The organism is Nocardia caishijiensis NBRC 108228, from assembly GCF_001612825.1.
In the GTDB taxonomy this organism is placed as follows: Bacteria; Actinomycetota; Actinomycetes; order Mycobacteriales; family Mycobacteriaceae; genus Nocardia; species Nocardia caishijiensis.
Window position 1 is genome coordinate 1 of record NZ_BDBE01000012.1, and the last position, 26,723, is coordinate 26,723.

Annotated in this window: 25 protein-coding genes; 14 read left to right on the forward strand and 11 right to left on the reverse strand. The window is 67.9% G+C overall.

The genetic code is table 11. From position 1 onward, the window contains the following. Window positions 1–111 precede the first annotated feature (111 nt). From NC7_RS02460 to NC7_RS29950, 6 genes are all read left to right on the forward strand, one after another. On the forward strand, window positions 112–3,012 hold the full coding sequence (locus NC7_RS02460) for an FAD-binding and (Fe-S)-binding domain-containing protein (RefSeq protein WP_084457858.1): 2,901 nt from the start codon (window positions 112–114) through the stop codon (window positions 3,010–3,012). A gap of 228 nt (window positions 3,013–3,240) precedes the next feature. Then, the gene (locus tag NC7_RS02465; RefSeq protein WP_067978199.1) at window positions 3,241–4,176 is read left to right on the forward strand and encodes a DNA-3-methyladenine glycosylase family protein; all 936 of its coding nucleotides are present in this window, start codon (window positions 3,241–3,243) and stop codon (window positions 4,174–4,176) included. 79 nt (window positions 4,177–4,255) lie between these two features. Further along, window positions 4,256–5,155: a helix-turn-helix domain-containing protein gene (locus tag NC7_RS02470; RefSeq protein WP_067978201.1), complete on the forward strand. Its 900-nt coding sequence runs from the start codon at window positions 4,256–4,258 to the stop codon at window positions 5,153–5,155. Continuing rightward, entirely contained in the window at window positions 5,152–5,352 is a 201-nt protein-coding gene (locus NC7_RS02475) for a DUF397 domain-containing protein (protein ID WP_067978203.1), read from the forward strand. Before NC7_RS02470 ends, NC7_RS02475 begins: the two co-directional genes overlap by 4 nt. Beyond that, a complete protein-coding gene (locus NC7_RS02480) occupies window positions 5,349–5,561 on the forward strand; it encodes a DUF397 domain-containing protein (protein ID WP_067978205.1) in 213 nt (70 codons plus the stop codon). The genes NC7_RS02475 and NC7_RS02480 overlap by 4 nt, the downstream gene beginning before the upstream one ends. Window positions 5,562–5,704: 143 nt before the next feature. Continuing rightward, window positions 5,705–5,827 carry a hypothetical protein gene (locus NC7_RS29950; RefSeq protein ID WP_255285035.1) on the forward strand — a complete coding sequence of 41 codons (123 nt, stop codon included), beginning with the start codon at window positions 5,705–5,707 and terminating at the stop codon, window positions 5,825–5,827. Between the two features lie 15 nt (window positions 5,828–5,842). Here the strand turns inward: NC7_RS29950 and NC7_RS02490 are convergent, their stop codons facing one another. The 3 genes from NC7_RS02490 to sdhC are packed head-to-tail and all read right to left on the reverse strand — an operon-like array spanning window position 5,843 to window position 9,407. Continuing rightward, window positions 5,843–6,586: a succinate dehydrogenase/fumarate reductase iron-sulfur subunit gene (locus tag NC7_RS02490; RefSeq protein WP_067978209.1), complete on the reverse strand. Its 744-nt coding sequence runs from the start codon at window positions 6,584–6,586 to the stop codon at window positions 5,843–5,845. 2 nt (window positions 6,587–6,588) lie between these two features. Further along, window positions 6,589–8,508, reverse strand: a complete 1,920-nt coding sequence (locus NC7_RS02495; RefSeq protein ID WP_067978210.1) for a fumarate reductase/succinate dehydrogenase flavoprotein subunit — start codon at window positions 8,506–8,508, stop codon at window positions 6,589–6,591. 29 nt (window positions 8,509–8,537) lie between these two features. Then, on the reverse strand, window positions 8,538–9,407 hold the full coding sequence (sdhC, locus tag NC7_RS02500; RefSeq protein WP_373861218.1) for a succinate dehydrogenase subunit SdhC: 870 nt from the start codon (window positions 9,405–9,407) through the stop codon (window positions 8,538–8,540). A gap of 167 nt (window positions 9,408–9,574) precedes the next feature. Between sdhC and NC7_RS02505 the strand changes: the two genes are divergently transcribed. Then, on the forward strand, window positions 9,575–10,759 hold the full coding sequence (locus tag NC7_RS02505; protein WP_084457881.1) for a thiolase family protein: 1,185 nt from the start codon (window positions 9,575–9,577) through the stop codon (window positions 10,757–10,759). Window positions 10,760–10,846: 87 nt separating this feature from the next. On the opposite strand, the gene NC7_RS02510 is transcribed toward NC7_RS02505, so the two are convergent. From NC7_RS02510 to NC7_RS02520, 3 genes are all read right to left on the reverse strand, one after another. After that, window positions 10,847–11,137 carry an Rv0250c family protein gene (locus NC7_RS02510; RefSeq protein ID WP_067497270.1) on the reverse strand — a complete coding sequence of 97 codons (291 nt, stop codon included), beginning with the start codon at window positions 11,135–11,137 and terminating at the stop codon, window positions 10,847–10,849. A gap of 193 nt (window positions 11,138–11,330) precedes the next feature. Then, the gene (locus tag NC7_RS02515) at window positions 11,331–12,254 is read right to left on the reverse strand and encodes an alpha/beta fold hydrolase (protein ID WP_067978214.1); all 924 of its coding nucleotides are present in this window, start codon (window positions 12,252–12,254) and stop codon (window positions 11,331–11,333) included. 252 nt (window positions 12,255–12,506) lie between these two features. Continuing rightward, complete coding sequence (locus NC7_RS02520) at window positions 12,507–13,688, reverse strand: DUF8462 domain-containing protein (RefSeq protein WP_067978216.1); 1,182 nt, start codon at window positions 13,686–13,688, stop codon at window positions 12,507–12,509. Between the two features lie 95 nt (window positions 13,689–13,783). Here NC7_RS02520 and NC7_RS02525 point away from each other — a divergent pair, with 95 nt between their 5' ends. The 4 genes from NC7_RS02525 (at window position 13,784) to NC7_RS02540 (ending at window position 16,397) form a co-directional block, all read left to right on the forward strand. Beyond that, window positions 13,784–14,095 (forward strand): hypothetical protein, encoded by a 312-nt coding sequence (locus NC7_RS02525; RefSeq protein ID WP_157101807.1) that lies wholly within the window; start codon window positions 13,784–13,786, stop codon window positions 14,093–14,095. A 320-nt stretch (window positions 14,096–14,415) separates the two neighbouring features. Continuing rightward, entirely contained in the window at window positions 14,416–14,979 is a 564-nt protein-coding gene (locus tag NC7_RS02530) for a C40 family peptidase (protein WP_067978219.1), read from the forward strand. Window positions 14,980–14,981: 2 nt separating this feature from the next. Next, window positions 14,982–15,374, forward strand: a complete 393-nt coding sequence (locus tag NC7_RS02535) for an RNA-binding S4 domain-containing protein (RefSeq protein ID WP_067978220.1) — start codon at window positions 14,982–14,984, stop codon at window positions 15,372–15,374. 78 nt (window positions 15,375–15,452) lie between these two features. After that, window positions 15,453–16,397, forward strand: coding sequence for an MBL fold metallo-hydrolase (locus NC7_RS02540; protein ID WP_236573168.1), 945 nt, complete (start codon window positions 15,453–15,455; stop codon window positions 16,395–16,397). 5 nt (window positions 16,398–16,402) lie between these two features. Here the strand turns inward: NC7_RS02540 and NC7_RS02545 are convergent, their stop codons facing one another. Continuing rightward, the gene (locus NC7_RS02545) at window positions 16,403–17,332 is read right to left on the reverse strand and encodes an NAD-dependent epimerase/dehydratase family protein (protein ID WP_067978224.1); all 930 of its coding nucleotides are present in this window, start codon (window positions 17,330–17,332) and stop codon (window positions 16,403–16,405) included. Window positions 17,333–17,479: 147 nt separating this feature from the next. On the opposite strand from NC7_RS02545, the gene NC7_RS02550 reads away from it, so the two are divergent. Further along, complete coding sequence (locus NC7_RS02550) at window positions 17,480–19,852, forward strand: lysylphosphatidylglycerol synthase transmembrane domain-containing protein (protein ID WP_067978553.1); 2,373 nt, start codon at window positions 17,480–17,482, stop codon at window positions 19,850–19,852. On the opposite strand, the gene NC7_RS28865 is transcribed toward NC7_RS02550, so the two are convergent. After that, complete coding sequence (locus NC7_RS28865; RefSeq protein ID WP_157101808.1) at window positions 19,849–20,334, reverse strand: hypothetical protein; 486 nt, start codon at window positions 20,332–20,334, stop codon at window positions 19,849–19,851. The two genes, NC7_RS02550 and NC7_RS28865, sit on opposite strands and share 4 nt — an antisense overlap. 274 nt (window positions 20,335–20,608) lie before the next feature. Here NC7_RS28865 and NC7_RS02565 point away from each other — a divergent pair, with 274 nt between their 5' ends. Beyond that, entirely contained in the window at window positions 20,609–21,376 is a 768-nt protein-coding gene (locus NC7_RS02565; RefSeq protein WP_067978229.1) for a GntR family transcriptional regulator, read from the forward strand. Here the strand turns inward: NC7_RS02565 and NC7_RS02570 are convergent. The 3 genes from NC7_RS02570 to NC7_RS02580 all read right to left on the reverse strand — a co-directional run bounded on the left by NC7_RS02570 (window position 21,368) and on the right by NC7_RS02580 (window position 25,429). Beyond that, the gene (locus NC7_RS02570) at window positions 21,368–22,807 is read right to left on the reverse strand and encodes a threonine/serine exporter family protein (RefSeq protein WP_067978230.1); all 1,440 of its coding nucleotides are present in this window, start codon (window positions 22,805–22,807) and stop codon (window positions 21,368–21,370) included. The two genes, NC7_RS02565 and NC7_RS02570, sit on opposite strands and share 9 nt — an antisense overlap. Before the next feature lie 109 nt (window positions 22,808–22,916). Beyond that, window positions 22,917–24,035, reverse strand: coding sequence for an NAD(P)H-dependent flavin oxidoreductase (locus tag NC7_RS02575; RefSeq protein ID WP_067978232.1), 1,119 nt, complete (start codon window positions 24,033–24,035; stop codon window positions 22,917–22,919). Window positions 24,036–24,079: 44 nt separating this feature from the next. Continuing rightward, entirely contained in the window at window positions 24,080–25,429 is a 1,350-nt protein-coding gene (locus tag NC7_RS02580; protein WP_067978233.1) for a WS/DGAT/MGAT family O-acyltransferase, read from the reverse strand. A gap of 269 nt (window positions 25,430–25,698) precedes the next feature. Between NC7_RS02580 and NC7_RS02585 the strand changes: the two genes are divergently transcribed. Next, window positions 25,699–26,712, forward strand: coding sequence for a ParB/Srx family N-terminal domain-containing protein (locus tag NC7_RS02585; RefSeq protein WP_067978235.1), 1,014 nt, complete (start codon window positions 25,699–25,701; stop codon window positions 26,710–26,712). Window positions 26,713–26,723: the final 11 nt, after the last annotated feature.

Consider the following 26,723-nt stretch of genomic DNA (forward strand, 5'->3'; position numbering starts at 1 on the left):
AACAAACACCGCCCAATACCTTTGTGGTGCACAAAACACCGAGGTGGTTCCTCCCGGCCGCGAGCGAGGCCGCACCCCAAGGCAAGGCAACCCCGGGAATAGGCTGGACTCGTGACAAGGCGCCTGAACACAGAGCGAACAGCCGATGCCTTGCGAGCGCACGTCGACTGCCCAGTCGACATATCCCCCCGCCGACTGACCGAGTACTCCTCCGACGCCTCCAACTACCGCGTCCGCCCCACCATGGTCGTCTTCCCCCGAGCCGACGACGACGTAGCCGCGACCCTCCGTTTCGCCCGCGACAACGGCCTCTCGGTGACCCCACGCGGCGCGGGCACCTCGGTCGCCGGAAACGCGATCGGCCCCGGCATCGTCCTCGATTTCAGCCGCCACATGAATGCCGTGCGCGCCGTCGACGTGGCGGCAGCGACCGCCCGCGTCCAGCCAGGTGTGGTCCTGTCCGACCTCCAAGCCCACCTGCGCCCCCACGGCCTGCGCTTCGGCCCCGACCCTTCCACCCAGGACCGCTGCACCCTCGGCGGCATGATCGGCAACAACGCCTGCGGCCCGCACGCCCTCGCGTGGGGCCGGACCTCCGACACCGTCCGCGCACTGCGCCTGCTCGACGGGACGGCCACCGAACGTCGCTTCGGCAACTCTTCGGTCCCGGCACGGGACAACAGCGCGATTCCGGGCGGCGAGCTCCGAACGCCCTTTCCGCCAGGGCTTTCCGCGATGCCTGGTCTGGCGGAGTTCACCCGCGACAACCTCGCGGTGCTGCGGACAGAACTCGGCCGGTTCGACAGGCAGGCTTCCGGCTACAACCTAGAACACCTGCTCCCGGAACGCGGTTCGTCGGTCGCGAAGGCGCTCGTCGGCTCGGAGGGGACGTGCGGTCTGCTGCTCGAGGCCGAAGTCGAGCTGGCGCCTCTGCCGGGCGCGACGGTTCTCACCGTGCTCGGCTACCCCGATATCGCCTCGGCCGCAGACGATATCGCGGCCGTCATGGGCTGCGCGCCGATCGCGGTGGAGGGCATCGATGCCGGTCTGGTCGACGTCGTGCGTGCGCACCGAGGCACGGTCCCCGCGCTCCCACGCGGTCGCGGTTGGCTGTTCGTCGAAACCGCGGGCGCCACACCGGCCGAGGCACTGGCCGTCGCACGCCGACTCGCGCGCGAAGCCGATGCCGTCGACCACCGCATCGTCACCGATCCCGCTGCGACAGCGGCACTCTGGCGTATCCGGGCCGACGGTGCCGGGCTGGCCGGTCGCTCCCCCGACGGCCGACCGGCCTGGCCGGGGTGGGAGGACGCCGCCGTCCCACCGGAGAACCTGGGCACCTATCTGCGTGAATTCGCTTCGCTGACGGACAGTTACGAGGTGAGCGGCCTGCTGTACGGCCATATCGGTGACGGCTGCATCCATGTCCGCCTTGACTTCCCCATCGCCGACGCTCCGCGCCGATTCCGCGCGTTCCTCTTCGACGCGGCGGAGCTGGTCGTGCGCCACGGCGGTTCGCTGTCGGGCGAGCACGGTGACGGGCGCGCGCGGTCGGAACTGCTCGAGGTCATGTACTCACCGGCCGCCCGCGCCGCCTTCGTGGGGTTCAAGGCCCTGTTCGATCCGGACGACATCATGAACCCGGGCGTCCTGGTCGCCCCGCGTCCGGTCGACGCGGACCTGCGTGTGGTCGGTCTGAGCCCTGTTCCGGCACGCGGATTCGCATTGCACGCCGACGCCGGTGATCTGTCCACAGCTGTGCACAGATGTGTAGGAATCGGCAAGTGCCGAGCCGACACCGGCTCATCGGGTGGTTTCATGTGTCCGTCGTACCTGGCCACCGGCGACGAGAAGGACACCACCCGTGGCCGCGCCCGCGTCCTCCAGGAAGTCGTGCGCGGCGAAATGGACTGGCGGGCACCGGAAGTCGAGGAGTCGCTCGACCTGTGCCTGTCGTGCAAAGCCTGCGCGTCGGACTGCCCGGCAGGTGTCGACATGGCCACCTACAAATCCGAAGCCCTCTACCGCCGGTATCGCGGGCGTCCTCGCCCGGTGGACCACTACGTCCTCGGTAGGCTCCCCCGCTGGCTCGCGGTCGCCCAGCGCGCGCCCCGCCTGGTCAACGCCCTCGCCGCCCGCCCGGAACTGCGACGAACGGGTATGCGACTGTCCGGCATCGACCCGCGTCGCGAGATGCCGGTCCTCGCGCCGACGTCGTTTCGCCGACGATGGTCGGCTCTCGGCGGCAACCGGCGCACCGAGCCGCTGCCGCGCCCGGGGTCTGCGCCCGAGCACAGCCGCCGACCAGGCGAGCAGGGCACGGTCATGCTCTGGATCGACACCTTCACCGACACCTTCGACCCCGACAACGCGCTGGCCGCGGTCCACCTTCTCGAGGGCCTCGGCTACCGCGTCATCATCCCCGGCGCCCGCGTCTGCTGCGGTCTCACCTGGATCAGCACCGGCCAGCTCGACGGTGCCCGTTCCCGCCTGCGCGCGACCGTCGACGCACTGGCCGCCCACGTGGCCGACGGCGGCCTGGTCGTCGGCCTCGAACCGTCGTGCACCGCCACGCTGCGCGCCGACCTCCCCGAACTGCTCCCCGACGACCCGCGCGCCGCACGGGTGGCGGCCTCGGTCCGGACGCTCGCCGAATTCCTGCTCGCGCATCCCGACTGGCGGCCACCCGCCCGGGCGGGCACGGTCGTGGTCCAACCCCACTGCCATCAGCACGCGGTCGGCGGCTTCACCGCCGATCGAACCATCCTGGCGGCTACCGGCGTGACGGTGCGGGAACTGTCCGGTTGCTGTGGGCTCGCGGGAAACTTCGGCATGCAGCGGGGCCACTACGACCTGTCCGTCGCGGTGGCGAACAACGCCTTGCTCCCGGCGCTGGAAACGCTCGCACCGGACGCGATCTTCCTGGCCGACGGCTTCTCCTGTCGCACCCAGGCCGCCCAGCTGGCCCGCAGACCCGGCCTGCACCTGGCCGAATACCTGCTGGAACGGTGATCGAAGCTCAGCTGCCGAAGGGAAGGGTGCCCGGCGGGATCTGGTAGCCGGAGCTGCCCGCGAAGATGTTGCCCCATGCGGCGAGCAGCCAGTTGAGCGCGTCCGTGATCATCCGTTGCCTCCTGTGACGAGGGATGCCGACTGTTTGCCGACCTGTGTTTCATCGTCGGAGGTGTGGGCGATATTACGAAATGGCGGCGGCGGGGCCCGGGGGCGCACAATGGGTCGGTGCGTGACCAGACCCTGAACCCCGAGTCGGTCGGGCTGTCGCGGACGGTCCGGTCGAGCAGGCCCTTCGACGTGGGGCTCACGGTCGCGCCGCTGCGCCGGGGCATGGGCGATCCCTGCCATCGCACCGACCCCGACGGTTCGCACTGGCACGCCTCCCGCCTACCGAGCGGCCCGGTCACCTACCGGCTCAGCCAGGACGGCCGCGACGGGGTGCACGCCCGCGCCTGGGGCCCCGGCGCCGAGGAATTCCTCACCGGCCTCGAGCGGATGCTGTGTCTCGAGGAGAACGTCGACGATTTCGCCCCCGAACATCCCAAGCTCGTCGAGGCGCACCGCCGCGTCCCCGGCCTGCGGATGCTGCGCACCGGTCTGGTGCTCGAATCGCTGATTCCGGCGATTCTCGAGCAGAAGGTGCACACCAAGTCGTCGTTCGCGGCGTACCGCGCGCTCGTGCGCGAGTTCGGCACCAAGGCACCCGGCCCGGTCGACCTCATGATCGCGCCGGATGCCGACACCTGGCGCCGGATCCCGTCGTGGAAATTCCATCGCGCCAATGTGGGCCCACAGCGCGCGCAGACGATCGTGCGCGCGGCCAGGGTGGCCGACGCCATCGAACGCACCGCCCACGTCGATCCACGGGAGGCGGCGACTCGGCTACGCAGCATTCCCGGCATCGGCGTCTGGACCGTGGCCGAGACCGCGCAGCGCGCCTTCGGCGACGCCGACGCACTCTCCGTCGGCGACTACCACCTGGCGGCCACCGTCGGTTGGAGCCTGCTCGGTCGCCCCATCGACGACGACGCCATGGTCGCCTACCTGGAACCTCTTCGCCCACACCGGTATCGCGCTGTGCGCCTACTCATGCTCAGCGGGCAGGCCCACAAACCCAAATTCGGCCCGCGCACTCCCGTCACCGATCACCGCGACCACTGATCGATCGCTCCCAATCCACTGCACGGGACCCGAGGGAGCGTGCAGGATTCCCCACAGCGCGAATCGAAGGAGCACGGCTGTGGCGAACGCATCTACCCGAACTCCGGCGGCGTCAACGCTGCCGCGCCGTCAACTCGGCCGCCATCTGCGGGAATGGCGGACCAAGGCGGGCCTGACCATCGCCGAGGCGGCCAAACAGATGGAATGGGGCGCGAGCACCCTGCAACGCCTGGAAAAAGGCCACGCCGACCGCATCCGCACCCTCGACATCAACGAACTCTGCCGCATCTACGGTGTCCCCCGCGAGGTCACCGACGGGTTGGCCGGGCTGGCCCAGCAGGCCGCCGTCAAGAGCTGGTGGCACGCCTACGGCGACCTCATTCCCGAGAACTTCGACATCTACATCGGATTGGAAGCCTCCGCCCGCCGACTACAGACCTACCAGTCCGAGCTCGTCCCCGGCCTGTTACAGACCGCGGACTACGTGCGCACGTTGAATCAGCTTGCCTGCCCTGCTGATTCATCCGCCGAGCTCGAACGCCGGGTAGCCCTGCGGCTGCAACGGCAGACCCTGATCGGGCGCGAGCACGAACCGGCCGAACTCGATGTCGTTGTGCACGAGTCGGTCTTGCGTCGCGTCGTCGGTGATGCCAAGGTGATGGCTGCGCAGTTGCGCCATCTTGCCGATTTCGGTACCAGAGGCAATGTCACACTGCGTATCCTGCCGTTTGCCGCCGGTGTTCCGCTCGGAGTCTCCACCGGACCTTTCACGGTTCTCGAGTTCGGCACCGATGGCAGCGGTAAACCGGTCGAACCACCGGTGGTGTACGCCGAAGGCTTCACCGGCGACCTCTACCTGGAACGACGCGCGGATGTCACACGGTACGGCCGGGCTCACGAGTGCCTCCGGCGCCATGCGCTGGATAGTCAACCGAGTAGAGACCTGCTCCGGCGGGTCGCGAAGGAGTATGTGGCATGAGTTTCGATCTCGTCGACGCACACTGGTTCAAGAGCACCCGCAGCAGTGCGAACAAGGATTGCGTGGAAGTTGCTTTCCTGTTCGGCGGGCGCGTCGGCGTGCGTGACAGCAAGAATCCGGCCGGTCCCGCACTGGTCTTCGACGGACCGAGCTGGGATGCCTTCACCCGGAGCATCGACGCCGGGGTCCTGGCGTGAACAGCAAACGCGATATCGATCTCAGCGACGCCACCTGGCAGCGCGCGGGCGACGGCGCCGACGCGAGTGTCGAGGTGGCCATGCTGGACGCGGGCAATGTCGCCCTGCGTGACGGCAAGAACCCCGACGGCCCGGTGCTCATCTTCACCCCGAGCGAATGGGCGGCATTCACCGCGGGTGTCCACGACGGCGAGTTCGATCGCCCGTGATCACGAAACGATAAGGGTTCGGCAAAGATCGAGGGTTTGCGGATGCCCCCACCGGGTAATCCTTCTTCATGGACCGAGGGTTGAAGAAAACTGCACCCCGGTACCGGAGGCTGGCGCCTGAGGACGGGGTGGAGCGCCTGATCGTGATTCTGCTTTTCGCGGTATCGGCGGTCGGGATCTTCGTACTCACCGGATCGTTGCTCGCGGCGCTGTTCATCGGAGTACTGGTCGGATCGGTAGCGGTGGGAACCGTGGCTGTCCTGTGACGGACAGCCACGGCCTCATCGCCGGAACAATGCGTTACCGAGCCAGACGATGGGATCGAATTTGCGGTCGACCACTCGCTCCTTGAGCGGAATCAGCGCATTGTCGGTGATCTTGATGTGTTCCGGGCACACCTCGGTGCAGCATTTGGTGATATTGCAATAGCCCAGACCCGCGTCGTTCTGGGCCAATTCGCGTCGGTCCGCCGTATCGAGCGGATGCATCTCCAGTTCCGCGATACGCATCAGGTAGCGCGGTCCGGCGAACTCCTGCTTGTTCTCCTCGTGGTCACGCACCACGTGACAGGTGTTCTGGCAGAGGAAACACTCGATGCACTTGCGGAACTCCTGCGAGCGTTCCACGTCGACCTGCTTCATCCGGTACTCACCGGGGCCGAGCGCGGGCGGCGCGAAAGAGGGTATCTCCCTTGCCTTCTCGTAGTTGAACGACACATCCGTGACGAGATCCTTGACCACCGGGAAGGTGCGCATCGGGGTGACCGTGATGACCTCGTCGGGCGTGAACGTCGACATGCGCGTCATGCACAGCAGCCGCGGCCGCCCGTTCACCTCGGCCGAACACGAACCACACTTGCCCGCTTTGCAATTCCAGCGCACCGCCAGATCGGGTGTCTGGGTGGCCTGCAGGCGGTGGATGATGTCGAGCACCACCTCGCCCTCGTTCACGGCGACGGTGTAGTCCTGCAGTCCGCCGCCGTCGATGTCACCGCGCCAGACCCGGAAACGAGCGTCGTATCCCATGGTCACGCCTTCCCTTCGACGGCCGGGTGGGCCACCAATTCTTGCTCGGTGTAGTACTTTTCGAGCTCGGTGAGTTCGAACAAGGCCAGCAGGTCGTCGCGCATGGGAGTCTGTTCCACGCGCGTGACGGTGACGCCGGGAACCAGGTCGTCCGCGCGCGCGGGATCGAGCGCACAGACCAGCAGCGAATTGCGCCAGGCCGGATCCATGCCGGGGTGGTCGTCACGGGTGTGTCCGCCGCGGCTCTCGGTGCGCAACAGCGCCGCCTGCGCGACGCACTCGCTCACCACCAGCATGTTGGCCAGGTCGAGCGCCAGGTGCCAACCAGGGTTGAAATGCCGGTTGCCCGCCACGGTGACGTGCGCGTATCGGGCGCGCAGGTCGGCCAGTTTGTCGATGGCCTCGCGCACCTCGTGCTCCTTGCGGATGATTCCGACGAGGTCGTTCATCGTCTCCTGCAGTTCGGCGTGCAGGGTGTACGGGTTCTCCCCGGCCTCCGCCGGATCGAACGGCGCGAGCGCGGTGGTCGCCGCCGCTTCGACATCGGCTTCGACGGGTGTCGGCCGCCGCGTCAGCGCACCGACGTACGCGGCGGCGCCGAGCCCGGCCCGTCTGCCGAACACGAGCAGGTCCGACAGCGAATTGCCGCCGAGCCGATTGGAACCGTGCATACCACCGGAACACTCACCGGCGGCGAACAATCCGGGCACGACCGCCGCACCGGAATCGGGATCGACCTCGATTCCGCCCATCACGTAGTGGCAGGTCGGGCCCACCTCCATCGGCTCGGCGGTGATGTCGACATCGGCCAGTTCCTTGAACTGGTGATGCATCGACGGCAATCGCCGCACGATCTCCTCGGCGGGCATCCGGGAAGCGATATCCAGGTACACCCCACCGTGTTCGGTGCCGCGCCCCGCTTTCACCTCTTCGTTGATCGCGCGTGCGACCTCGTCGCGGGGGAGCAGGTCCGGGGTGCGACGCGCGGAATCGTTGTCGCGCAACCACTGATCGGCCTCGTCCTCGGTTTCGGCATACTGCCCCTTGAACACCGGCGGGATGTAGTCGAACATGAACCGCTTGCCCTCGGAGTTCTTCAGCACGCCACCGTCACCGCGCACGCCCTCGGTGACGAGGATGCCCTTGACGCTCGGCGGCCACACCATGCCCGTCGGATGGAATTGCAGGAACTCCATATTGATGAGCGTCGCACCGGCGCGCAGGGCGAGCGCGTGCCCGTCGCCGGTGTACTCCCACGAATTCGACGTGACCTTGTAGGACTTGCCGATGCCACCGGTCGCGAGCACCACCGCGGGTGCTCGGAACAGCACGAATTGCCCTGACTCACGGTAGTAGCCGAAGGCACCGGCGATCCTGCCCGCATCGGTGAGCAGCTCGGTGATCGTGCACTCGGCGAAAACCTTGATGCGCGACTCGTAGTCCCCGGTGGCCGCGTAGTCCTCCTGCTGCAGCGACACGATCTTCTGCTGCATCGTCCGGATCAGTTCCAGACCGGTCCGGTCGCCCACGTGTGCCAAGCGGGGATAGGTGTGCCCGCCGAAATTGCGCTGGGAGATCCGGCCGTCCGGCGTCCGATCGAACAGCGCCCCATAGGTTTCGAGCTCCCACACCCGATCGGGTGCCTCGCGGGCGTGCAGTTCGGCCATCCGCCAGTTGTTGAGGAACTTGCCGCCGCGCATCGTGTCCTTGAAATGGGTCTGCCAATTGTCCTTCTCGTTGGCATTGCCCATCGAGGCCGCGCACCCACCCTCGGCCATCACGGTGTGTGCCTTGCCGAACAACGACTTGCACACCACCGCCACCGAAAAGCCCTGCTCGCGCGCCTCGATCACGGCTCGCAGACCCGCGCCGCCCGCCCCGATCACCACGACGTCGTAGTCGTGCCGTTCCACCTCTGGCATCGAAAGAAAGCTCCTCGCGTTGTCGCGGTTCAGTGCACGAACCGCAGATCCGAAATGGTGTGGCTGGCAACCAACATCACGTAGAAGTCGGTGAGGACGAGGGTGCCGAGCGTGGTCCAGGCCAGCGCCATGTGGCGGGTGTTGAGCTTGGACACCTGGGTCCAGAACCAGTACCGCACCGGGTGGGCCGAGAAGTGCTTGAGCCTGCCACCGGCGATGTGCCTGCACGAATGACACGACAGCGTGTACGCCCACAGCAGGACCACGTTCACCAGCAGCACCACATTGCCGAGGCCGAAACCGAAACCGCCACCGCTGCCGTGGAACGCCGACAGCGCGTCATAGGTGTTGATCAGCGAAACGACCACCGCCACATAGAAGAAATAGCGGTGAGCGTTCTGGATGATGAGCGGCAACCGCGTCTCACCGCTGTAGCGGGCGTGCGGTTCGGCCACCGCGCACGCGGGCGGCGACATCCACATCGACCGGTAGTAGGCCTTGCGATAGTAGTAGCAGGTGAGTCGGAAGCCGAGCAGGAACGGCAGCACCACGAACCCGAGCGGAATCCACATCGGCAACTCGGGGAACGGGGTTCCGAAATGGCTCGACCCCGGCACGCACGAGTCGCTGAGGCAGGGGGAGTAGAACGGCGTCAGGTAGTGGTACTCCGGCACCCAATAGGCCGTGCGCACATAGGATCTGACCGTCGCGTAGACGACGAACGCGGTCAGGCCGAGTGCGGTGAGCGCCGGCGGCAGCCACCATCGGTCGGTGCGCAACGTGCGCGCGGCGATTCGGGCCCTGGTCCGGCTGAAGACGCCGGTCCTCGTATCGGGGGTGGTCGGTGCGGCACTCACGGTCGATGCCTCGCTGCTCTGCAGGTGTGCGGCGGCAATCATTCCCCACCGCTGTGGACTGTGATGTGGAGCACCATACGCCTGTGTTCCGGCCGCTAGAGCCGGGTCGCACGCACTCATTCGACCGGTATGGCGGTGATCTCCATCACAGCGCGACGCCTGTGATCGCGCGTCATGCCGGTGCAACAAACGTGTGGTGCTCTATGGCCATGAGAAGAGCCGCGATCGTGGCGCCGGTCCGCACCCCGAGCGGGGTGGAGGGCGGAGCGCTCTCGGGAATGCCCGCCGAATGGCTGGCGACGACGGTCCTGTCGGCGGTGATCGAGCGGTCAGGTATCGACCCGCTACGCATCGAGGACGTCGCGATGGCCTGCGTCGACGGCGGCCTGGCCGACGTGCCCGCCGTCGGCGCCCTGGCCGCGCGTGGCGCGGGACTTCCGTTCGCGGTGCCCGGTTTTCTCACCGACCGGCACGGCGGCAGCGGGCTGCAGGCCGTGATCACCGCCGCCATGATGGTGCAGACCGGCGCCGCCGACGTGGTCGTGGCCGGGGGAGTGGAATGCGTGACCACCCCGGCCGGGCTACCCGGGGGCGTCGACGGGCTGCGCAATGCCGAGCGGCTCGCGGGCTACTACGGCATCGACCGCACCGCCGCCGACGAATTCGCCGTGGCCAGTCATCGCAAGGCCGCGCGCGCCTGGCGCCAGGGTGCGTTCGGGGCGGAAGTGGTTCCGGTCGACGTCGGGCCGGGACACGGTGGTCACCAGATCAGCCGGGACGAAGGCGTGCGCGACGACCTGTCGACCCACACCCTCGCCGGTCTGCGGCCGCTGCTGCCCCACGGCGTGGTGACGGTGGGGAACATGAGCAGCCATCGGCTCGGCGCGTCGGCCTGCCTGGTGGTTGCCGAGGACCGGCTGACCTCGCTCGGTCTCACCCCGATGGCCTTCCTCGCGGGCTGGGCCGCCGCGGGCTGCGACACCTCGGGCCCGGCCCTCGGCGCCGCTCCCGCGGTGGCCAAACTGCTCGGCCGCACCGGTCACACGCTCGACGATGTCGACCTGCTCGAGATCAACGAGGGCTACGCGGTTGAGGTGCTTGCCCTGGCCACCGCCTGGGAACTCGACCCGCTCGACCGCCTCAATGTGAACGGCTCCGACATCGCCCTCGGCCACCCGGTCGGCGCCACCGGCCTGCGGATCATGACCACGATGCTGCACGAACTGGGTCGCACCGGGGGACGATTCGGCCTCGAGGCCATCGCCCTCGGCCACGACCACGGCATCGCCGCACTGTTCGAATCCGCCGAGTCGGACGAGCCCGTGGAGACTCCGCGTGGTGCCCGGTTCCACGGTGTCCGCAGCGGTCGTCGGCTGGGTCGGCACCGCGCCTGAACGGTGGGGCGGGCGTACGCTCGGCCCGCGCATCGCTGACAGGGGTCGGCGCGGCAACCCGGAGGCTGCCGCGCCGAGATCGTGCTCCTACTTGGTCCTCGGCCGCGAGTGGAAGCCGAGGCCCTCGTCCTGTGCGCCCATCCAGGCGGCCTCGTCGGATTTGCTGTCGGGGACGTAGATCGGTTCCGCCCGACGGGGGACGGCCAGCTCCGGCGGTGGCGCCTGCTCGAAGTCCTCGGCGTCGATGACGAGCCGCTCGAGGTCGTTCTCCAGTCGGCGCACGGTGGCCGCGTCGCCGTAGTTGGAGCGCAGGGCGCCGATCGATTGCCGGAGTTGGCCGACCGCGTAGCGCAGTTCCGCGATATCGCTGCGTGTCATCGTTACCTCCTGGGTATTTGGCGGGCATACCGACTCGCCGGATCACGGGCACGCCCGAAAAGCTCCCGGGCCGCGCTGCACCGAGCTGTGTGACTCACCACACAACGTGATCTCCACCACAGTAGCTGATCTTTTCGGTTTACGCCCGAAGTTGCTGGGGATCCGGCGGTTGCCGCTGGATAACTGTTGGATGTCAGCCCGCGATCGCGAAGCGGTTGTGAACGCTCACACCAGCCCGCTCGACCAGCGCGGCGATGGACTGCGCAACCTCCTCGGGGTGTTCGCCGATCACGCTGTGCCCGGCGCCTTCGATCCGGACCAGTTCGGCACCGGCCAGTTGCGAGGCCAGTGCGATCGAATGCGTGAACGGCACCATCAGATCCGCCGATCCGGCGAGAACCAGCGCGGGCAGGTCGCCGAAGTGGCGCAGGGTGTGTGCCTCGTCGAAGGTGAGCAGCGAGTTCAGGAAGCCCGCCATCGTGAGCAGCGCGGTCTCGTTGAGGATCGCCGTGGCGATCGCCGTCGTCCGGGTGCGCTCCCGGCCCTCGCGGATCAGGGGTCCGAACACCCAGCGGGACAGGCGCTTGGAGGCCTGCATCACCCGTGGCGCGTGGATGACCGCGCGCTGCAGGGAGGCGACGGCGTGCCGGTTGAGCAGTCGGCCGAGGCCCAGTTCGGTGAGCCCGCCCGCCGCGCCCGCGATGAGGCCGACGCCGGTGACGCGCGTACCGATGGTCTCCGGATACAGCCGGGCGTACGCGAGCAGCACCATCGCGCCCATCGAGTGCCCGACCAGCACTACCGGCCCGGCCGGTGCGATCGTGCGCAGCACTGCGTCGAGGTCGGCGGCGAGCTGGTCGATGGTGTAGGTGTCGTGGTGGGCGTGACCGGATTCGCCGTGACCTCGGTGGTCGTAGAAGACCATCTTGGTATCGGAACGCCACAGGGAGTGCAGCTGTTCGCGCAGGTGGGCCCACGATTCGGTGTGCAGGCAGTGGCCGTGCACGAAGACGACGGTCATCGGCGCGTCGGGGGAGCCGTAGGTGCGGGTGGCGATCGGCGTGCCGTCGTCGGCGACGACGGTGCAGCGGCGGGCCTCGGCCGTAATGGCGGTCATGGGCGGGCCTCCTGGTCGACGTGTTTACGCGGGCTGTGCTGGTGTTTCGACCTAGGTAGCCCTGCCGTTAACCGGCCATGCCTCGCGTTACTCAGCCGATGCGCAAACGATCCCGGTGCGCCGGTTCTCGTGATGACAGAAAGATCTACGCCAATCTAAGCTTCACACTAGAAATATGCAGAGAGTGGTCGAGTCGCGATCGCGAGGGTTCTGTATTCCTATCTAGCTGATGAGCTAGAAAATGCGAGATTTCTATACGCTGCGCAGATAGCGCCCGAAGTGCGGGACCGTGAAACCGATCGTGCCGCGCTCGGCGGAGTAGATCAGACCCTTCTTGATGAGCCCGTCGCGAGCGGGGGAGACCGAGGCGGGCTTGCGACCCAGCTCCGCCGCGACTGCGGCCGTCGCGACCGGACCGTCGTCACCGGCGAGATCGGCCATGGCCCGCATGTACTCGCGTTCCGCGGGCGTCGCGCGCTCGTAGCGCGAGCCGAAGAAGCCGACCGCGAGTTCCTCTTCGGCGGCCGGGGCGGCCACGGCAACGTCCTCGGCCGTGATCGGGCTCTCGGGCGCCTGATCCCAGGCGGCCTTGCCGTAGGCCTGCACGAAATACGGGTAACCGTCGGCCCGCTGGTACAGCGAATCGAGCGCCTCGGAGGTGAACTTCACCTCCTCGCGCTCGGCGGGCGCGATGAGCGCCTGGTCCGCCGACTCGCGATCGAGCCGGTCGATCCGGTGATAGCTGAAAAGACGCTCGGAATAACTCTTCGACGCCGACAGCACCGCGGGCAGGTGCGGCAGGCCTGCACCGACCACGATCAGCGGCGCCGCGTCCTGGCTCAATTCGTGGCAGGCGCCGCAGATCGCCGACACATCGGCGGGCCCGAGATCTTGCATCTCGTCGATGAATATGCCGATACCGACCCCGATCGCGGCGGCGAGGGCGGCGGCCTCCTTGAACAGCTCGATCAGGTCGATCTCGATGTCGCCGGAATCGGCCCGGCCGGTCACCGCGGGCACATCGATGCCGGGCTGCCAGCGTTCGCGCATGCCCTTGTCGGCGGTGGCGCGCAACGCGAAAGCCTTGAGGATGCCGAGGAAATCGTCGACGTGTTCGGGGTTGCGATGCGCCATCGCGATCGCGCGCACCGCCATGTGCAGCGCCGAGGACAGCGGCCTGCGCAGATCCTGATCGGGCCGCGCCTCGATCTTGCCGGTACCCCAGCCGCGTGACACGGCGGCCGACCGAAGCTGGTTGAGCAGCACGGTCTTTCCCACTCCGCGCAATCCGGTGAGCATCACGCTGCGCTCGGGTCGCCCGCGCGCCACCCGTTCCAGGACGATGTCGAAGGCGGCGAGTTGCTTGTCGCGCCCGGCCAATTCGGGCGGACGCTGACCGGCGCCGGGAGCATAGGGATTGCGCACGGGGTCCATGCCTGGCAACCGTAGCGCGTGTGCACGGCAGAATCTCGGCAACTCTGTGCCGTGTCCTAGATACTGCTAGCGAACCCGAGAAAGAACGGAGCCCGATGTTCGAGGAGCCAAGCTCGGCGCAACCATCGCGCGACGAGGACATCACCGCACGGGTGGAGTTCACGCCCGCTCACGTCGTCGCCGGGTGGCGGGTGCCGCCCGGCGCGCACCGGGCCGACACCATCAAGCGGGGCGTGCTCGCCTTTCTCGAGGCGGGCACCGGCGACATGAACCCGGTGGAGGCCATCGCCCACGTCGCCATCGGACCGGTCGTCGCCGCGCTGGGCAGCCTCGAGGTCGAACTCGCCGATGCTCGCGCCCGCATCGCCGAACTCGAGCAGGCACTGCGCGAACGTGACGATCTGTAACGGCTCGGGGAAATCCGAACGTCATCCCTCTCGACACGCCGTGGCAGTGCCCCTGAACAGGGCGTTGTCTGGCGTGGAAAAACAACTTGCGGGCACCGCTGGACACCGTGGATCACAGGCCGTAATCTTCTCGTGACTTAGTGGAGTCTGTCGCTTCGTCAGAGAAGCGGCGCCACAGGTCACCGCCGAATAGTTGTCGTTCCCAAGCGAACACAGCTGCCGCGGCGGGTGAGCAGCAAGATCGGAGACTCGTCTCGGTGGGTAAACACAGCTTGCAGCGGGATTCTCGTCTGCCGAATTCCGTCAAGGGTGCACTCGTCATGGGTGCGGTGGCCGCCACAACCGGTGCGATGCCAGCGATTTCGCAGGCCGCCACGATCAACATCCCGGGCCTGGGCAACTTCGATCTGCCGCCCGAGCTCGAGCAGCCCGCCCAGCAGGTGGAAAAGCAGCTGCAGTCCATGATCGCCCCCCAGGGCCAGGCCGCGCCGCAGCTCCCCAGCGTGCAGTTCGACAACCCCTTCGAGCAGCAGCAGCAGTCCGCGGGCAACATCGCCCTCGACGCCGCGCGCTCCAAGCTCGGTGCCTCCTACAACTGGGGTGCCGCGGGCCCGTCGAGCTTCGACTGCTCCGGTCTCGTGCAGTGGGCCTACCGCCAGGCCGGTGTCGAGCTGCCCCGCACCAGCTTCGAACAGTCCCACGTGGGCGCTCCCGTGTCCTTCGACAACCTGCAGGCCGGTGACATCGTCATCACCAACGGTGGCGGTCACGTCGGCATCTACGCCGGTAACGGTCAGCTGCTGAACGCCGTGCAGTCGGGCACCCCGGTGTCCTACACCCAGCTTTCGGCCGACGACGTCGTGACGGCACGCCGTATCGTCTAGGGGTGTCCCCCAGCGAACAACGATCACCCGACCAGGCCCGCGTCGATGCGTGGACCTGGTCGGTTCGTCTGTTCAAGACCCGGTCCGCGGCCGCCGAGGCCTGCCGTGCCGGACATGTGCGCGTCAACGGGGTGACGGTGAAACCGGCACAGCCGGTGCGGCGCGGTGACGAGGTCAGGATCCGGCACGCCGGGATCGAGCGCATCGTCGTCGTCGAGCAGATCATCCACAAGCGCGTCGGCCCGCCGGTGGCCGCCCAGTGCCTGATCGACCGCAGCCCACCACCACCGCCGAAGGAAATTCTCGCCACCCTGCCGCGCCGTGACCGAGGTGCGGGCCGACCGACCAAACGTGAACGCCGCGAAACGGATCGGCTGATGGGACGCACCGACTGATAGCCCGGTATTCGCTGGATGTGGATGCCCGATCATTGCGGTGGTCGGTCCTCGGCGCCATCGCCTACGGTGGCATTCATGGGTGAGCACAGAGCTATGTTGTCGACGCTTCTCACCTGTGGTGTCGCCGTGATCGCCTCGGGCCCACGCCTGCTGTGGCCGCGTGGCGCCGACACCCGATTCCTCGCCGCCCTCGAGCAGGCGCCGCTGCCACCGGCGCAGCACACCGTGTCGCTCACCGCGCTCACTCAGGCCGAGTTGTCGGCACCGACCGCGGCGGTCGTGGAGGGTGCGCGGACGTTGGGGTGCACGCCACTCACCATCTCGACCTTCCTGATCCGCCACCCCGAGGCCACCTTCCTGGTCGACCCCGCCCTCTGCGCCGGAGTGCACCAGCGGGTGCTGCCCGAACTCGCCTTCCCCATCGCCCACGTGGTCGCCCTCGACGACCCGGTGCGCGGGCTGAGCGAGGCACTCGCCGACCACCATCTCACCGGTGCCGACGTCGACTTCGTGCTGCCGACCCACCTGCACTGGGATCACGTATCCGGGCTCTACGAACTACCCGGGTGGGTGCCGATCCGCGTGCCCGGCGTCGAATACCGCTGGGCGATGGGCGATTCCGGTACCCCGTTCGCCGTGGCCCGTGGGCCCCTGCGCGGCCGGGTGTTCGACCTGTACGAACTCGACGGCCCACCGGTGCTCACCTTCCGTCGCAGCCACGACCTGTTCGGCGACGGTTCGGTGCTGCTCGTCGACCTGGCCGGGCACACGCCGGGCAGCATCGGCGTGCTGCTCGCCGTCGACGACGGCACCCGCGTCCTGCTGGCGGGCGACGCGGTGTGGAGCCGCCGTCAGATCGAACTGATCCGTGAGAAGGCGCCCATCCCTGGCGAATTCGCCGACCACGATCGCACCGTGGCCTTCGAGACCATCCACCGTTTGCACGCCCTGCCCCCGGAGATCGAAGTGATCCCCGCCCACGACCGCGCCGCCGTCACCGCCCGCGTCACCGCGACCTGAGCCGCTCAGCCCGCCGCGAGTCCCTCGGCCACACTGGAATACCTCGGCTGCCAACCCAATTCCGCACGAGCCAGGTCGCTCGAGATGCGCATCGTCGTATCACCCATCAGCGCGGCGATATAGGGCACACCGAGCCGAACCAGCCACAGCGGCAATCGGATCGGACGCGGTGCCTGCTTGCTGTCGCGCACCAGACGGAAGAACTCGCCCCAGCTGATCGGGGTGTCGTCGGCCAGGTTGTACGCGCGACCGGCGACCCCGCGTTCCAGCGCGGCCACCGTCGCGGCGGCGGCATCGTCGACGTGCAGCCAGCTGTTCACCCCGCCCTCCCCGCGCGGCCCCACCGGCTGGTGCTTGCGCATCATGTCGCCGAACAGATCGCTGAACGCGCCGGGGCCGTAGAACAACCCGTAACGCAACGCGACCGCCTCCAGCCCGGACGCGGCGAACGCCTGCTCTTCGGCCGACACGCACGCCCGCACCACTTCGTCGGCCACGCCGCCGTCGTACACCCCGAAGGGGTCGCGTTCGGTGAGCGGGACCGTGCCGTGATCGCGGTAGCCGTAACCGAGGATCAGCGACTGGGTGAGAAAGCGTCGCGCGCCGACGAGCTCGGCCGCGTCGAGCAGATTGGCCGATCCGACCGTGCGCAACAGCCCGGTCGGATCGTCGGCGGGGATGCGGCGCTGCGGCTTGGCGTCACGCAGCGCGGTCGCCTGGTGGATCACGGCGTCGGCGCGCATTCCGTCCAGGGCGCGCAGCAGTCCGTCGTGGTCGAGGACATCGGCGGTGACGGGTTCGGCACCGAGTTCGCGCACCAGCCCGTGGTTGGCCGGGTTGCGCACGATGGCGAGGACGGAATGTCCGTCGGCGGTGAGCGCGCGGATCAGAGGGCGGCCGATGGCACCGGTCGCCCCGGCGAGCAGAACCTGCATGATCGTTCCTTCCGGTGAGATACTTCCCTGCTTCTCGGACGGGACGCGGCGCCGCGATGTGACGGCCTGTGACCCGGTTCACGCTGGTCACGAGATTGGGTGATGTCACGGCGGTTCCACGGCGTGTCGGTGTGTATCGTGCGGCTCATGCGAGTCGACGGGCGGGAGATCCCGGTTACGGGGAGTCTCCTGCAGCCGAGGATCAGGCGGACGAGTGACATCGTCCGCGTGGTCGCGGCGGCGACCGGCGTCGGCATCGTGGTGGCTGGTTCGCTCATCACCCGGCCCGAGTGGCTGGCCCTGGAACGGTCCGTCGCCAAGATCGTCGACTTCCTCAGCCCCGATCAGTCCACCCTGGTCTATCTGATCTACGGGATGCTCATCCTGGCGTTGCCATTCGCCATCTTCATCGAACTCGTCCTGCGCCGACAGTGGAAGCTGCTGTTCGGCTACGGTACGGCGGGGCTGCTCGCGGTGCTCGCCCTGTCGATCACCGGGTCCGGCATCTCCACCCCCAAATGGCATCTGCCGGTGCCCGAACGATTCGACACCTTTCTCGCGCAGTTCCTCGACGACCCGCGCTGGATCGCGATGCTCGCCGCCATGCTCACGGTGTCGAGTCCGTGGTTGCCGGTGCGGCCGAGGCGCTGGATGTGGTTCCTGCTGTTGATGTTCGCCCCGATCCATCTGGTGGTGAGCTCGGTGGTGCCCGCCCGGGCGATGCTCGGTCTCGTGGTCGGTTGGCTGGTCGGCGCGGTGATCGTCTGGCTGGTCGGCACGCCAGCGCTCGAGGTGCCCCTCGACGCCGCCGTGCGGGTGCTGTCCGAACGCGGGCACACGGTGCGATCGTTCCGGGTGGTCCGGCCCGCCGGGCGCGGCCCGCTGCTGCTGGCCACCGCCGTCGACGGTCCCGAATCCGAGCTCGTCGTCGAGCTGTACGGCAAGAACCAGCGCAGCTTCGGCGCCATCCGTCAGCTGTGGCGCTGGCTCACCTTCCGATCGAGTGAGACCGCGCCACTGCACGGTTCGCTGCACCGCGCGGTGGAACATCGGGCGCTGCTCGGCATCGCCATCGGCGACCTCGGCATGGCCTCGGCGCATCAGATCGCGGTGGCGAGCCTGAACCGCGGCTGGATGCTGTACGCGCACACCGTCCCTCGCGGTACCCCGCTGCGCAAGCTCTCGGCACAGGTACTGCCCGGGGTGTGGCGATCGCTGGTCCGGTTGCACGACAACCAGATCAGTCACGGCGATCTGCGCCCCGACCATGTGCGGGTGTGCCAGGGCGACACCTTGTTCAACGGTTTCGCCGCCGCCGAATTCGGCGCGTCGGACGCCCAACGACAGACCGACATCGCCCAGCTGCTCGTGTCGACCACCGCGCTGTTCGGCAAGCACGAGGCCGTCTCGGCCGCCGTCGGCGTGCTCGGGGAGAGCGCCGTGGTCACCGCCGCCCGCAGGCTCACCAAATCCGCCATGCCCGCCGGGATCCGCAAGACCGTTCCGCAGTGGACCAAGGTGATGGCCACCGCGCGCGAGGAAGTGCGCGAGCAGACCGGTCACGACCGGATCGGCTCCGAACAGCTCACCCGCTTCACCCGCAATCAGGTGATCCAGCTGGTGCTGCTCGTCGCGCTCGTCTACGTGGCCTACCCGTTCTTCAGCCAGGTGCCCACGTTCTTCAGCCAGCTGCGCACCCTCAACTGGTGGTGGGCGCTGCTCGGCCTGGTGATCACCGCGTTCACCTATGTCGGCGCGGCGGCCGCCCTCGGTGCCTGTGCCGACGGGCTGGTGCGCGTGCGCGACCTGTTCCTCGAACAGTTCGCCAACACCTTCGTCGCCACCACCACCCCGGCCGGTGTCGGTGGGCTCGCCCTGAGCGTGCGCTTCCTCGTCCAGGCGGGCATGTCGACCGCGCGGGCCACCGGCGCCGTCGCCCTGCAGCAATCCATGCAGGTGCTCACCCACCTGGTGCTGCTCGTGGTGTTCAGCGTCGTCGCGGGCACCTCGACCAATCTCGCCCACATCGTGCCCGACGCCACCGTGCTGTACCTGGCGGCCGGGGTGGGTGTCGGCTTGATCGGCGCGTTCATGTTCGTGCCGAAACTGCGCCGCTGGGTGAATCATTCGGTGTGGCCGCAGATCCGGGAGGTGGTCGGCGAGGTGGTCGCGCTGGCCCGCAACCCGAAGCGGTTCTCCGTGATCGTCGGCGGGTCGGCGGTGATCACGCTCGGCAAAGCGCTCGCGCTGTGGGTGAGCGTCGAGGCGTTCGGCGGCGGAACCGATTTCGTCGCCGTCACCATCGTCACCATGATCGGCGGCACGCTCGCCTCGGCCGCCCCGACTCCCGGTGGGGTGGGCGCGGTGGAAGCGGCGCTGATCGGTGGTCTGGCGGCATTCGGTGTGCCCGCCGAGATCGCGGTGCCCGCCGTGCTGCTCTATCGCGTGCTCACCTGCTGGATTCCCGTCGCGCTCGGCTGGCCGATCATGCGCTGGATGGGCGAGAAGAACATGATCTAGTTCGCCCGCAGCGCGATGGTCAGCCCGTCCTTCTCGCAGATCGACGGGACGGCCGGATCGGGTTGGGCGTGGCAGTCCCAGCCGTCGACCTCGAGCTCGTCGGAGGGCTGGATCGTCGTCACATAGGTGGACGCGACGTCGATCGCCTCGGTGCAGCCGGGTCTGCCGTCCGGGGAGCCGACGGCGATCACCGTGCGGGTGCCGCCGACGGCATCGGTGACCGGTCCGCAGTCCACATCCGCCACGGGCTCGTCGGGTGTCGTGCTCGTCGTGCGGGTAGTCGCCCTGGCCGTGCTGGTCGCCGATTCCCTGGTCGGTTCGGCCATCTCGCTCGTCGGCGCCACGACCTGGGCTGATGTCGTCGGCGCGGCGGTGCTGCTCGGGTGTGCGGAGTGGTTGCCGGTGTCGTCACCGCAACCGGAGAGCCCGGCGATCACGGTGAGCGCGGCGATGGCGTGCACGACGACATGGTTCTGCTTCAACGCGTCCTCCAGAGGTGGGGTACCGCCGATATTTCGCGCATTCAATCACGATGCGCCGCAGCGCTGTCTGATCCGCGCGCGGGCGAATCGGGAATTCTCGCTGGCCGAATTCCTGATTGCTCATCGATCGCTGAACATGCCGGTCGGTCGGATCGGTTTGCTGATCGGCCTCGGCGGGGAATCACCACGAGGATTGCCGACCGTGCCAAGCATCCTGTCCAGCGCCTAAGCTGTCTGGGACGTAGCCGGATCATGACCGAGAGGTGTTGCTGCGATGGGATCCCGGACGGTGGTCGCCGACGTCGCCGACGAGCTGGCCCGCCGTGTCGCCACGGGCGAGTACCGGCCGGGCGCGCTGATGCCCTCGGTGCGCCAGGTCGCCGACGAATTCGGGATGAACCGGGCCACTGCCCAGCTCACCCTCGGCAGACTCGAGTCCTACGGCTTCGTCGAAGCGCGCCGGGGCAAGGGCTTCACCATTCGTGACGTGCGCTCCGAGGGCGGCATGGACGCCTACCGGCACCTGTTCCGCTTCTCGCTGTCGGCACCCGAGATCGCGGCGGAGATGTTCGCCGACATCGTCGAGGTGGAACGCGGCATCGTGCTCGAGGCGCTGCTGGCCTACACCGGCGCTCCCGAAACGCTCGATCACCGCGCACTCGCCGCGACCGTCGACGAACTCGAGGCGCTGGCCAGGCATGCCGTGCCCGACTACCCGCGCATCCTCGCCACCGAGATCGCCCTGCTCCGCGACGTACTCGGCGCGCTCGGCATGAGCATGCAGCGCGCGGTGCTCAACACGATCGGTGACATGGTCACCGAAGTACCCGAGGCGGTCACCGCCTACTTCGCCGTGGCCGCCGACCTGCACGTGCTCGTCTGGCGGGCGCTGCTCGCGGTGTGGGAGTCCGAATCCGCGCCGACCGACGCGCAATCGGCCCTGTTCGCCGACCTTTTCGCGCTGTACCACGAGAAGGTGATCGCCCGGTTCGACGATCTGCTCGGCATCACCGCCCCCGTGGCCGAGGCCGAATCAGCCTGAGCTGTCGTGGTCGCGGTGGGTGCGCGCGGAGTGCCGCGCGTCGATCGTGTGATGCCACGGCAGATGTGCCTTCGGCACGATCGAATCGAGGATCGGCCCGACGTGCGGCGGGTACGAGGCCCGCAGACCCGAGCCGACCATCACGCCGAGCGCGATCGACATCACCGACAGCAACGCCGAGGCGATCACCTCCAGGCCACCGCTGGCGGCGCCGCCGTGCGTGCGCAACACCAGTTCAGAGATACCGGTCAGGCTGATGCCGCCGGGCACCAGCATCCAGAACGCGGGCAGGAACGCCACCTGCGTCGGCGGGGCGTTCTTGCGGTTCTGGATCAGGTAGGCCGCGGGCACGGCGACGAGACCGCCGAGAAAGGTGCCGGTCAGCGGGCCCGACAGCGCCTTGCCCGCGAACTGCGCCAGATAGGTGACGTAGAGGACGAGCAGCAGCCAGCCGACCGAATTCTGCGGCGCGCTCGACCGCCACGAATGCCCGTACCCGATCAGCAGCACCCCGAGCAGCGGTGCCCACCACCCCAATTGGGTAGAACTCACCGGAACCGTCTGCAACTGCCCGAGCAGACTGATACCGACGAACAGCCCGAACGCCAGCAGGAACAGCATGTTGATGCCGTAGACCAACCGACTGGCCCCGGCCACCATCGACCCGGTCGACAGCTCGATGGTGCCGTTGGTGAGCATCGCCCCTGGTAGCAGCGTGGCCACGGCCGGAATCAGCAACTGCTGTGGTTGACCACCGGCGAGCGCTCCGGGGAACCCGAACGACAGCATCGCCACCACTGCCGCCGCAACCACCGGCAGCGACGACTTCAACAGCCGGAACCGGTCGGCGAGCTGGGTGAGCAGCCCGACGATCAGTCCGAGCACCACGTACCCAACCAGTGCCCGCGCCCCGGGATTGAGCATCATGCCGATGCCGACGGTCAGCACCGTGTGACCGAGCAGGATCACCAGCGGCGGGCTGCCCGGCTTCGCCGAGAGGATCTTGTCGAGCTCGTCGGAGGCCAGTGCTGGCGGCGGCGCGTCCTGCTCGATCTTGTCGATGAGCCGGTAGAGCCCGGCGATCTGGTCGAGCGGCAGCGTGCCGACCCGCGCGTCGAGCATGTCGACCGCGGACCCCTCCTTGGTGCGGACACGCACGAACACCGCCGTCGGCAGCACCATGAAGTGGATGTTGTCGGTGGCGTACCGCTTCGACAGCCGGTCGAGGATCTCCTGCACCCCCTGCGACGTCTCGCCCGAGCCGACCAGCGCGACACCGAGCCGACACAGCAGATTCAGCAGGTCGGCGGGTACCGGTGGTTCGGCCACCGGCACCGGACGCCGCGGGTACTGCGCGCGGGTGGTCGCGACGGCATCGGCGACCCGCTTACGCGCCGCCGCCCACGTGCTGATCCTGTGTTCGGAAGCCATGTCACCGCCGTCCGCGAACGTTGGGCACCGTGCACCTGGGTGAGATACCGCGAGTCTAGGCGAGCAGTGACGGTGACGTGGTGTGGCGGCGGCAACCGATCGGCAACGCTCAGGAGTTGAGGGTGCTGAGCCGATCACACGCGGTGACGTACTCGTTCACCAGTCGCTCGATGACATCGGCACTGCGCTCCACCTTGTTCATCATGCCGACCACCTGACCGACCGGATTGAAGTTCACGTCCTTGGCGGCCTCGGGGTAGCGGTGTCCGCGCTTGACGCCGTCGAGCGCGACCATCATCTGCAGCGGCATCGGCAGCGGGTCGGGGGTGTCGGCCGATTCCCAGGCGTCGGTCCAGTCGTTGCGCAGCATGCGGCACGGCTTGCCGGTCCACGACCGCGAGCGGATGGTGGAGTGGCTGTCGGCCTCGAGGTAGGTGTCCATCTGCGCGGGCGGCACATTGGCCTCCTCCACGGTGAGCCACAGCGAGCCCGTCCACGCGCCCGCCGCGCCCATCGCCAGCGCCGCCGCGACCTGCGCGCCGTTGCCGATGCCACCGGCCGCGAGTACCGGGGTGTCACCGATCGCCTCGATCACCTGCGGCCACAGCACCAGCGAGGACACCTCGCCACAGTGCCCGCCGCCCTCGGTGCCCTGGCACACCACGAAGTCCAGGCCCGCCGCCTTGTGGTTCATCGCGTGCTTCACCGAACCGCAGAGCGCGCCGATCACCCGGCCCGAGTCCTGGATGCGCTTGATCACGTCGTCGGGCGGGGTGCCGAGGGCGTTGGCGACGAGCTTGGCCTTGGGGTGGTTCAGGATCACGTCGACCTGCGGGCCCGCCGTGGTCGCCGTCCAGCCGAGCAGCTCGTTGTGGTGTTCGCCGTCGGGCAGTGGCGGCACGTGGTGGTCGGACAGGATCTGCTGGGCGAAGTCGCGGTGGCCCTGCGGAACCATCTGCGCCAACTGCTTTTCCAGCTGTTCGGGGGTGAGCCCGTCGACGCCCTTGCCCTCGTATTTCGAGGGGATCACCAGGTCGACGCCGTAGATGCCGTTGACGTGTTCATCGAGCCAAGCCAGCTCAACCTCGAGCTGTTCGGCGGTGAAGCCGACCGCGCCGAGCACCCCGAGGCCGCCCGCGTTGCTCACCGCCGCCACGACATCGCGGCAGTGAGTGAAGGCGAAGATCGGGAATTCGATGCCGAGCTGTTCGCAGAATTCGGTACGCATACCGAACTGTAACACGTTCTAGTTTGGTGGAGAATGCCCAATTTCTAGAGCGTGGCGTCCTCCAGTGCCGACAGGGAATCCTCCAGGTGATCGAGTAATCGGTGCAGGTCCGGGAGGGTGCGGCGGCAACCGACCAGGCCGAAATCGAGATTGTCGGCATGGGAGGTGAGGGTGATGTTCACGGCCTGGCTGTCCATCGGGATGGACAGCGGGAACACCGCGTCCAGGCGCGCGCCGTTCCAGTACAGCGATTCGCGCGGACCGGGCACATTGGAGATGACGATGTTGAACGGCGGCGCGGTCATCGACGCGAAGCCCGGCAGCAGCATCGCCGCCATCGGACTCACCACCGCGCCGGACACGGCGAGCGTCTGCAACGGACCGAGACCCTGATACACCCGCTTGTTGCGCCGCATCGAATCACTCACCGCCCGAAGGCGTTGCGCCGGGTCCTCGATATCGGTACCGAGATTGCACAGCAGCGCGGCCACTTTCACGCCCTGGGTGTCGGTGTCGTCCTCGTCGCGCAACGACACCGGAACCATCGCGATCAGCGGCTTGTCCGGTAATGCGTTGTGCTCGACCAGATACGCGCGCAGCGCACCGGCCGACATCGCGAGCACCACATCGTTGAGCGTGGTCCCGGTGGCCTTCTTCACCTGCTTCAGCCGCTCGAGCGACCAGCTGCGCACCGCACACTTGCGGGCGCCACCGATCGGCGCGTTGAACAGGGTGCGCGGCGCTTCGAACGGCAGGGTGAGCTGCTGCTCGAGCAACCCGGTTCGGGTGGCCTTCAGCAACGCGGCCGCCGAGGAACTGGCCGACGACAATGCCGAGAACCATCCCGGCGCGGGCCGCGCGGGCCGAGGTGTGCGCTCCTTGCGCGGCAGGTTCCACGGGGCCACGACCTCGGTCGTGAACGGGTCGGTGGTGAGGGTGCGCTGCATGATTCGCTGCGCGGACACACCGTCGATCAGCGCGTGGTGCATCTTCGAGTACAGCGCGAAGCGGCCGTCGGCCAGACCCTCGATGAAGTGCATCTCCCACATCGGGTGATGCCGGTCGAGCAGCGCGCTGTGCAGCGTCGAGGTGTGGTCGAGCAGCTGATCGAGCCTGCCCGGAGCGGGCAGCGCGCTGCGTCGCACGTGATAATCCAGGTCGACCTCGTCGTCCTGGGTCCACGCCAGCTGTGGCGCACCGAGCCAGGTGGCGGGTCGCTTGCTGAAAGTGGGCCGAACGGTGTTGTCGGCCAACAGAGTTTCGCGGAAGTCGCGAAGATAATCGGGCCCGGCGTCCTCGGGCGGTTCGAACAATTGCAGCGACCCGACGTGCATCGGGTGTTCACGAGATTCCGCGAGCAGGAACAGCGCGTCCAACGGCGCTATGAGATCCATGCGAGATCGCCCCCTGACGGCAGTGGTGATGTGCAAAGACTTCAGATGTTCGACCACGCTGTCGGATTCGGCACCCCTGCGTGCCGTATATCCACGCTACCCGGTGCTCGGGACCACGTCAGCCGAACGCCGTCAACCATGGTGAACCCCATGGTGTTCGCCGGATGTTCAGTTTTTGGAGCCCTGCCGGACGTCCGCGCTGATTAGACACAGCGGGCCGCTCCCGCTCGGAAGCGGTGATGTTTCGCTGTTGTAGGAGTTCACGTCGTATGCACACCACTCTGCGCCGCACGGTGACCACGGTCGCCGTGACGGCCGGTCTGATCGGATCGTCCACCATGCTGTCCCAGGCCGCGCCCGGCGATTTTCCCTGCGCACCCGGCAACAGCAACCCGGTGAACTACTGCGACGCGAAGGTCGACCAGCTGGTCGAGGTCGCGCTCGCCGACCTGCGTCCGACGCAGCCGTCGCTCGGTCACGACGAGGTGTTCTACAAGCTCGGTCGCTACACCCTCGGCAAGGACGCGATCAACAAGCAGTTCGACGACTGGTGTGAGGACAACGGACAGAAGGAAGCGGCATCGGTCGCACCCGGTGCGCGGCTGTCGGATCCGGCGTCGTTCACCTGCAAGGTCCCGGTCGGCGCCGAAACCCCGGCCACTATCGCGAAGATGAAGACCGCCGTCGTCGGACCGCGCGGCGACCTGTACCTCACCGACGGTCATCACTCGTTCAGCGCGTACGCGGAAACACCTGGCGCGGGTCCGGATACGCGCATCCGGGTGCGGATCACCGGCAACCTGTCGGACCAGAACCCGGCCATGTTCTGGCAGACCATGCAGCAGCGCGGCTGGACCTGGCTGCGCAACGCGGCCGATCAACCGATCAACCCGCAGCAGTTGCCCGCGGAGCTCGGCCTGTCGCACTTCGGCAACGACCCCTACCGGGCCGCCCTCTACTTCGCCCGCGACATCGGCTACACGCAGGACGGTGGCCCGGCGTTCCAGGAGTTCTACTGGGGCCGTTGGCTGCGCGCGCAGACCGACCCCGCCCTGCGGCCCGAAGGCGCGAACATCGCCGACCACGGCGCCTACCTCACGCTGATCCGCAACATCGCCACCGCGATGGTCGCGCTCGACCCGAATGCCGTGGTGAGCGACGGCAAGACGGCGGGCGAGCTGGGCAAGCTGCCCGCGTTCGACGAGAAGGAATTCGCCAAGCTGGCCAAGCCGTTCACCGACGAGAAGCCGGGCAAGTTGGCATACCTGTTCGCCTACAAGTAATTCCGCTCGGG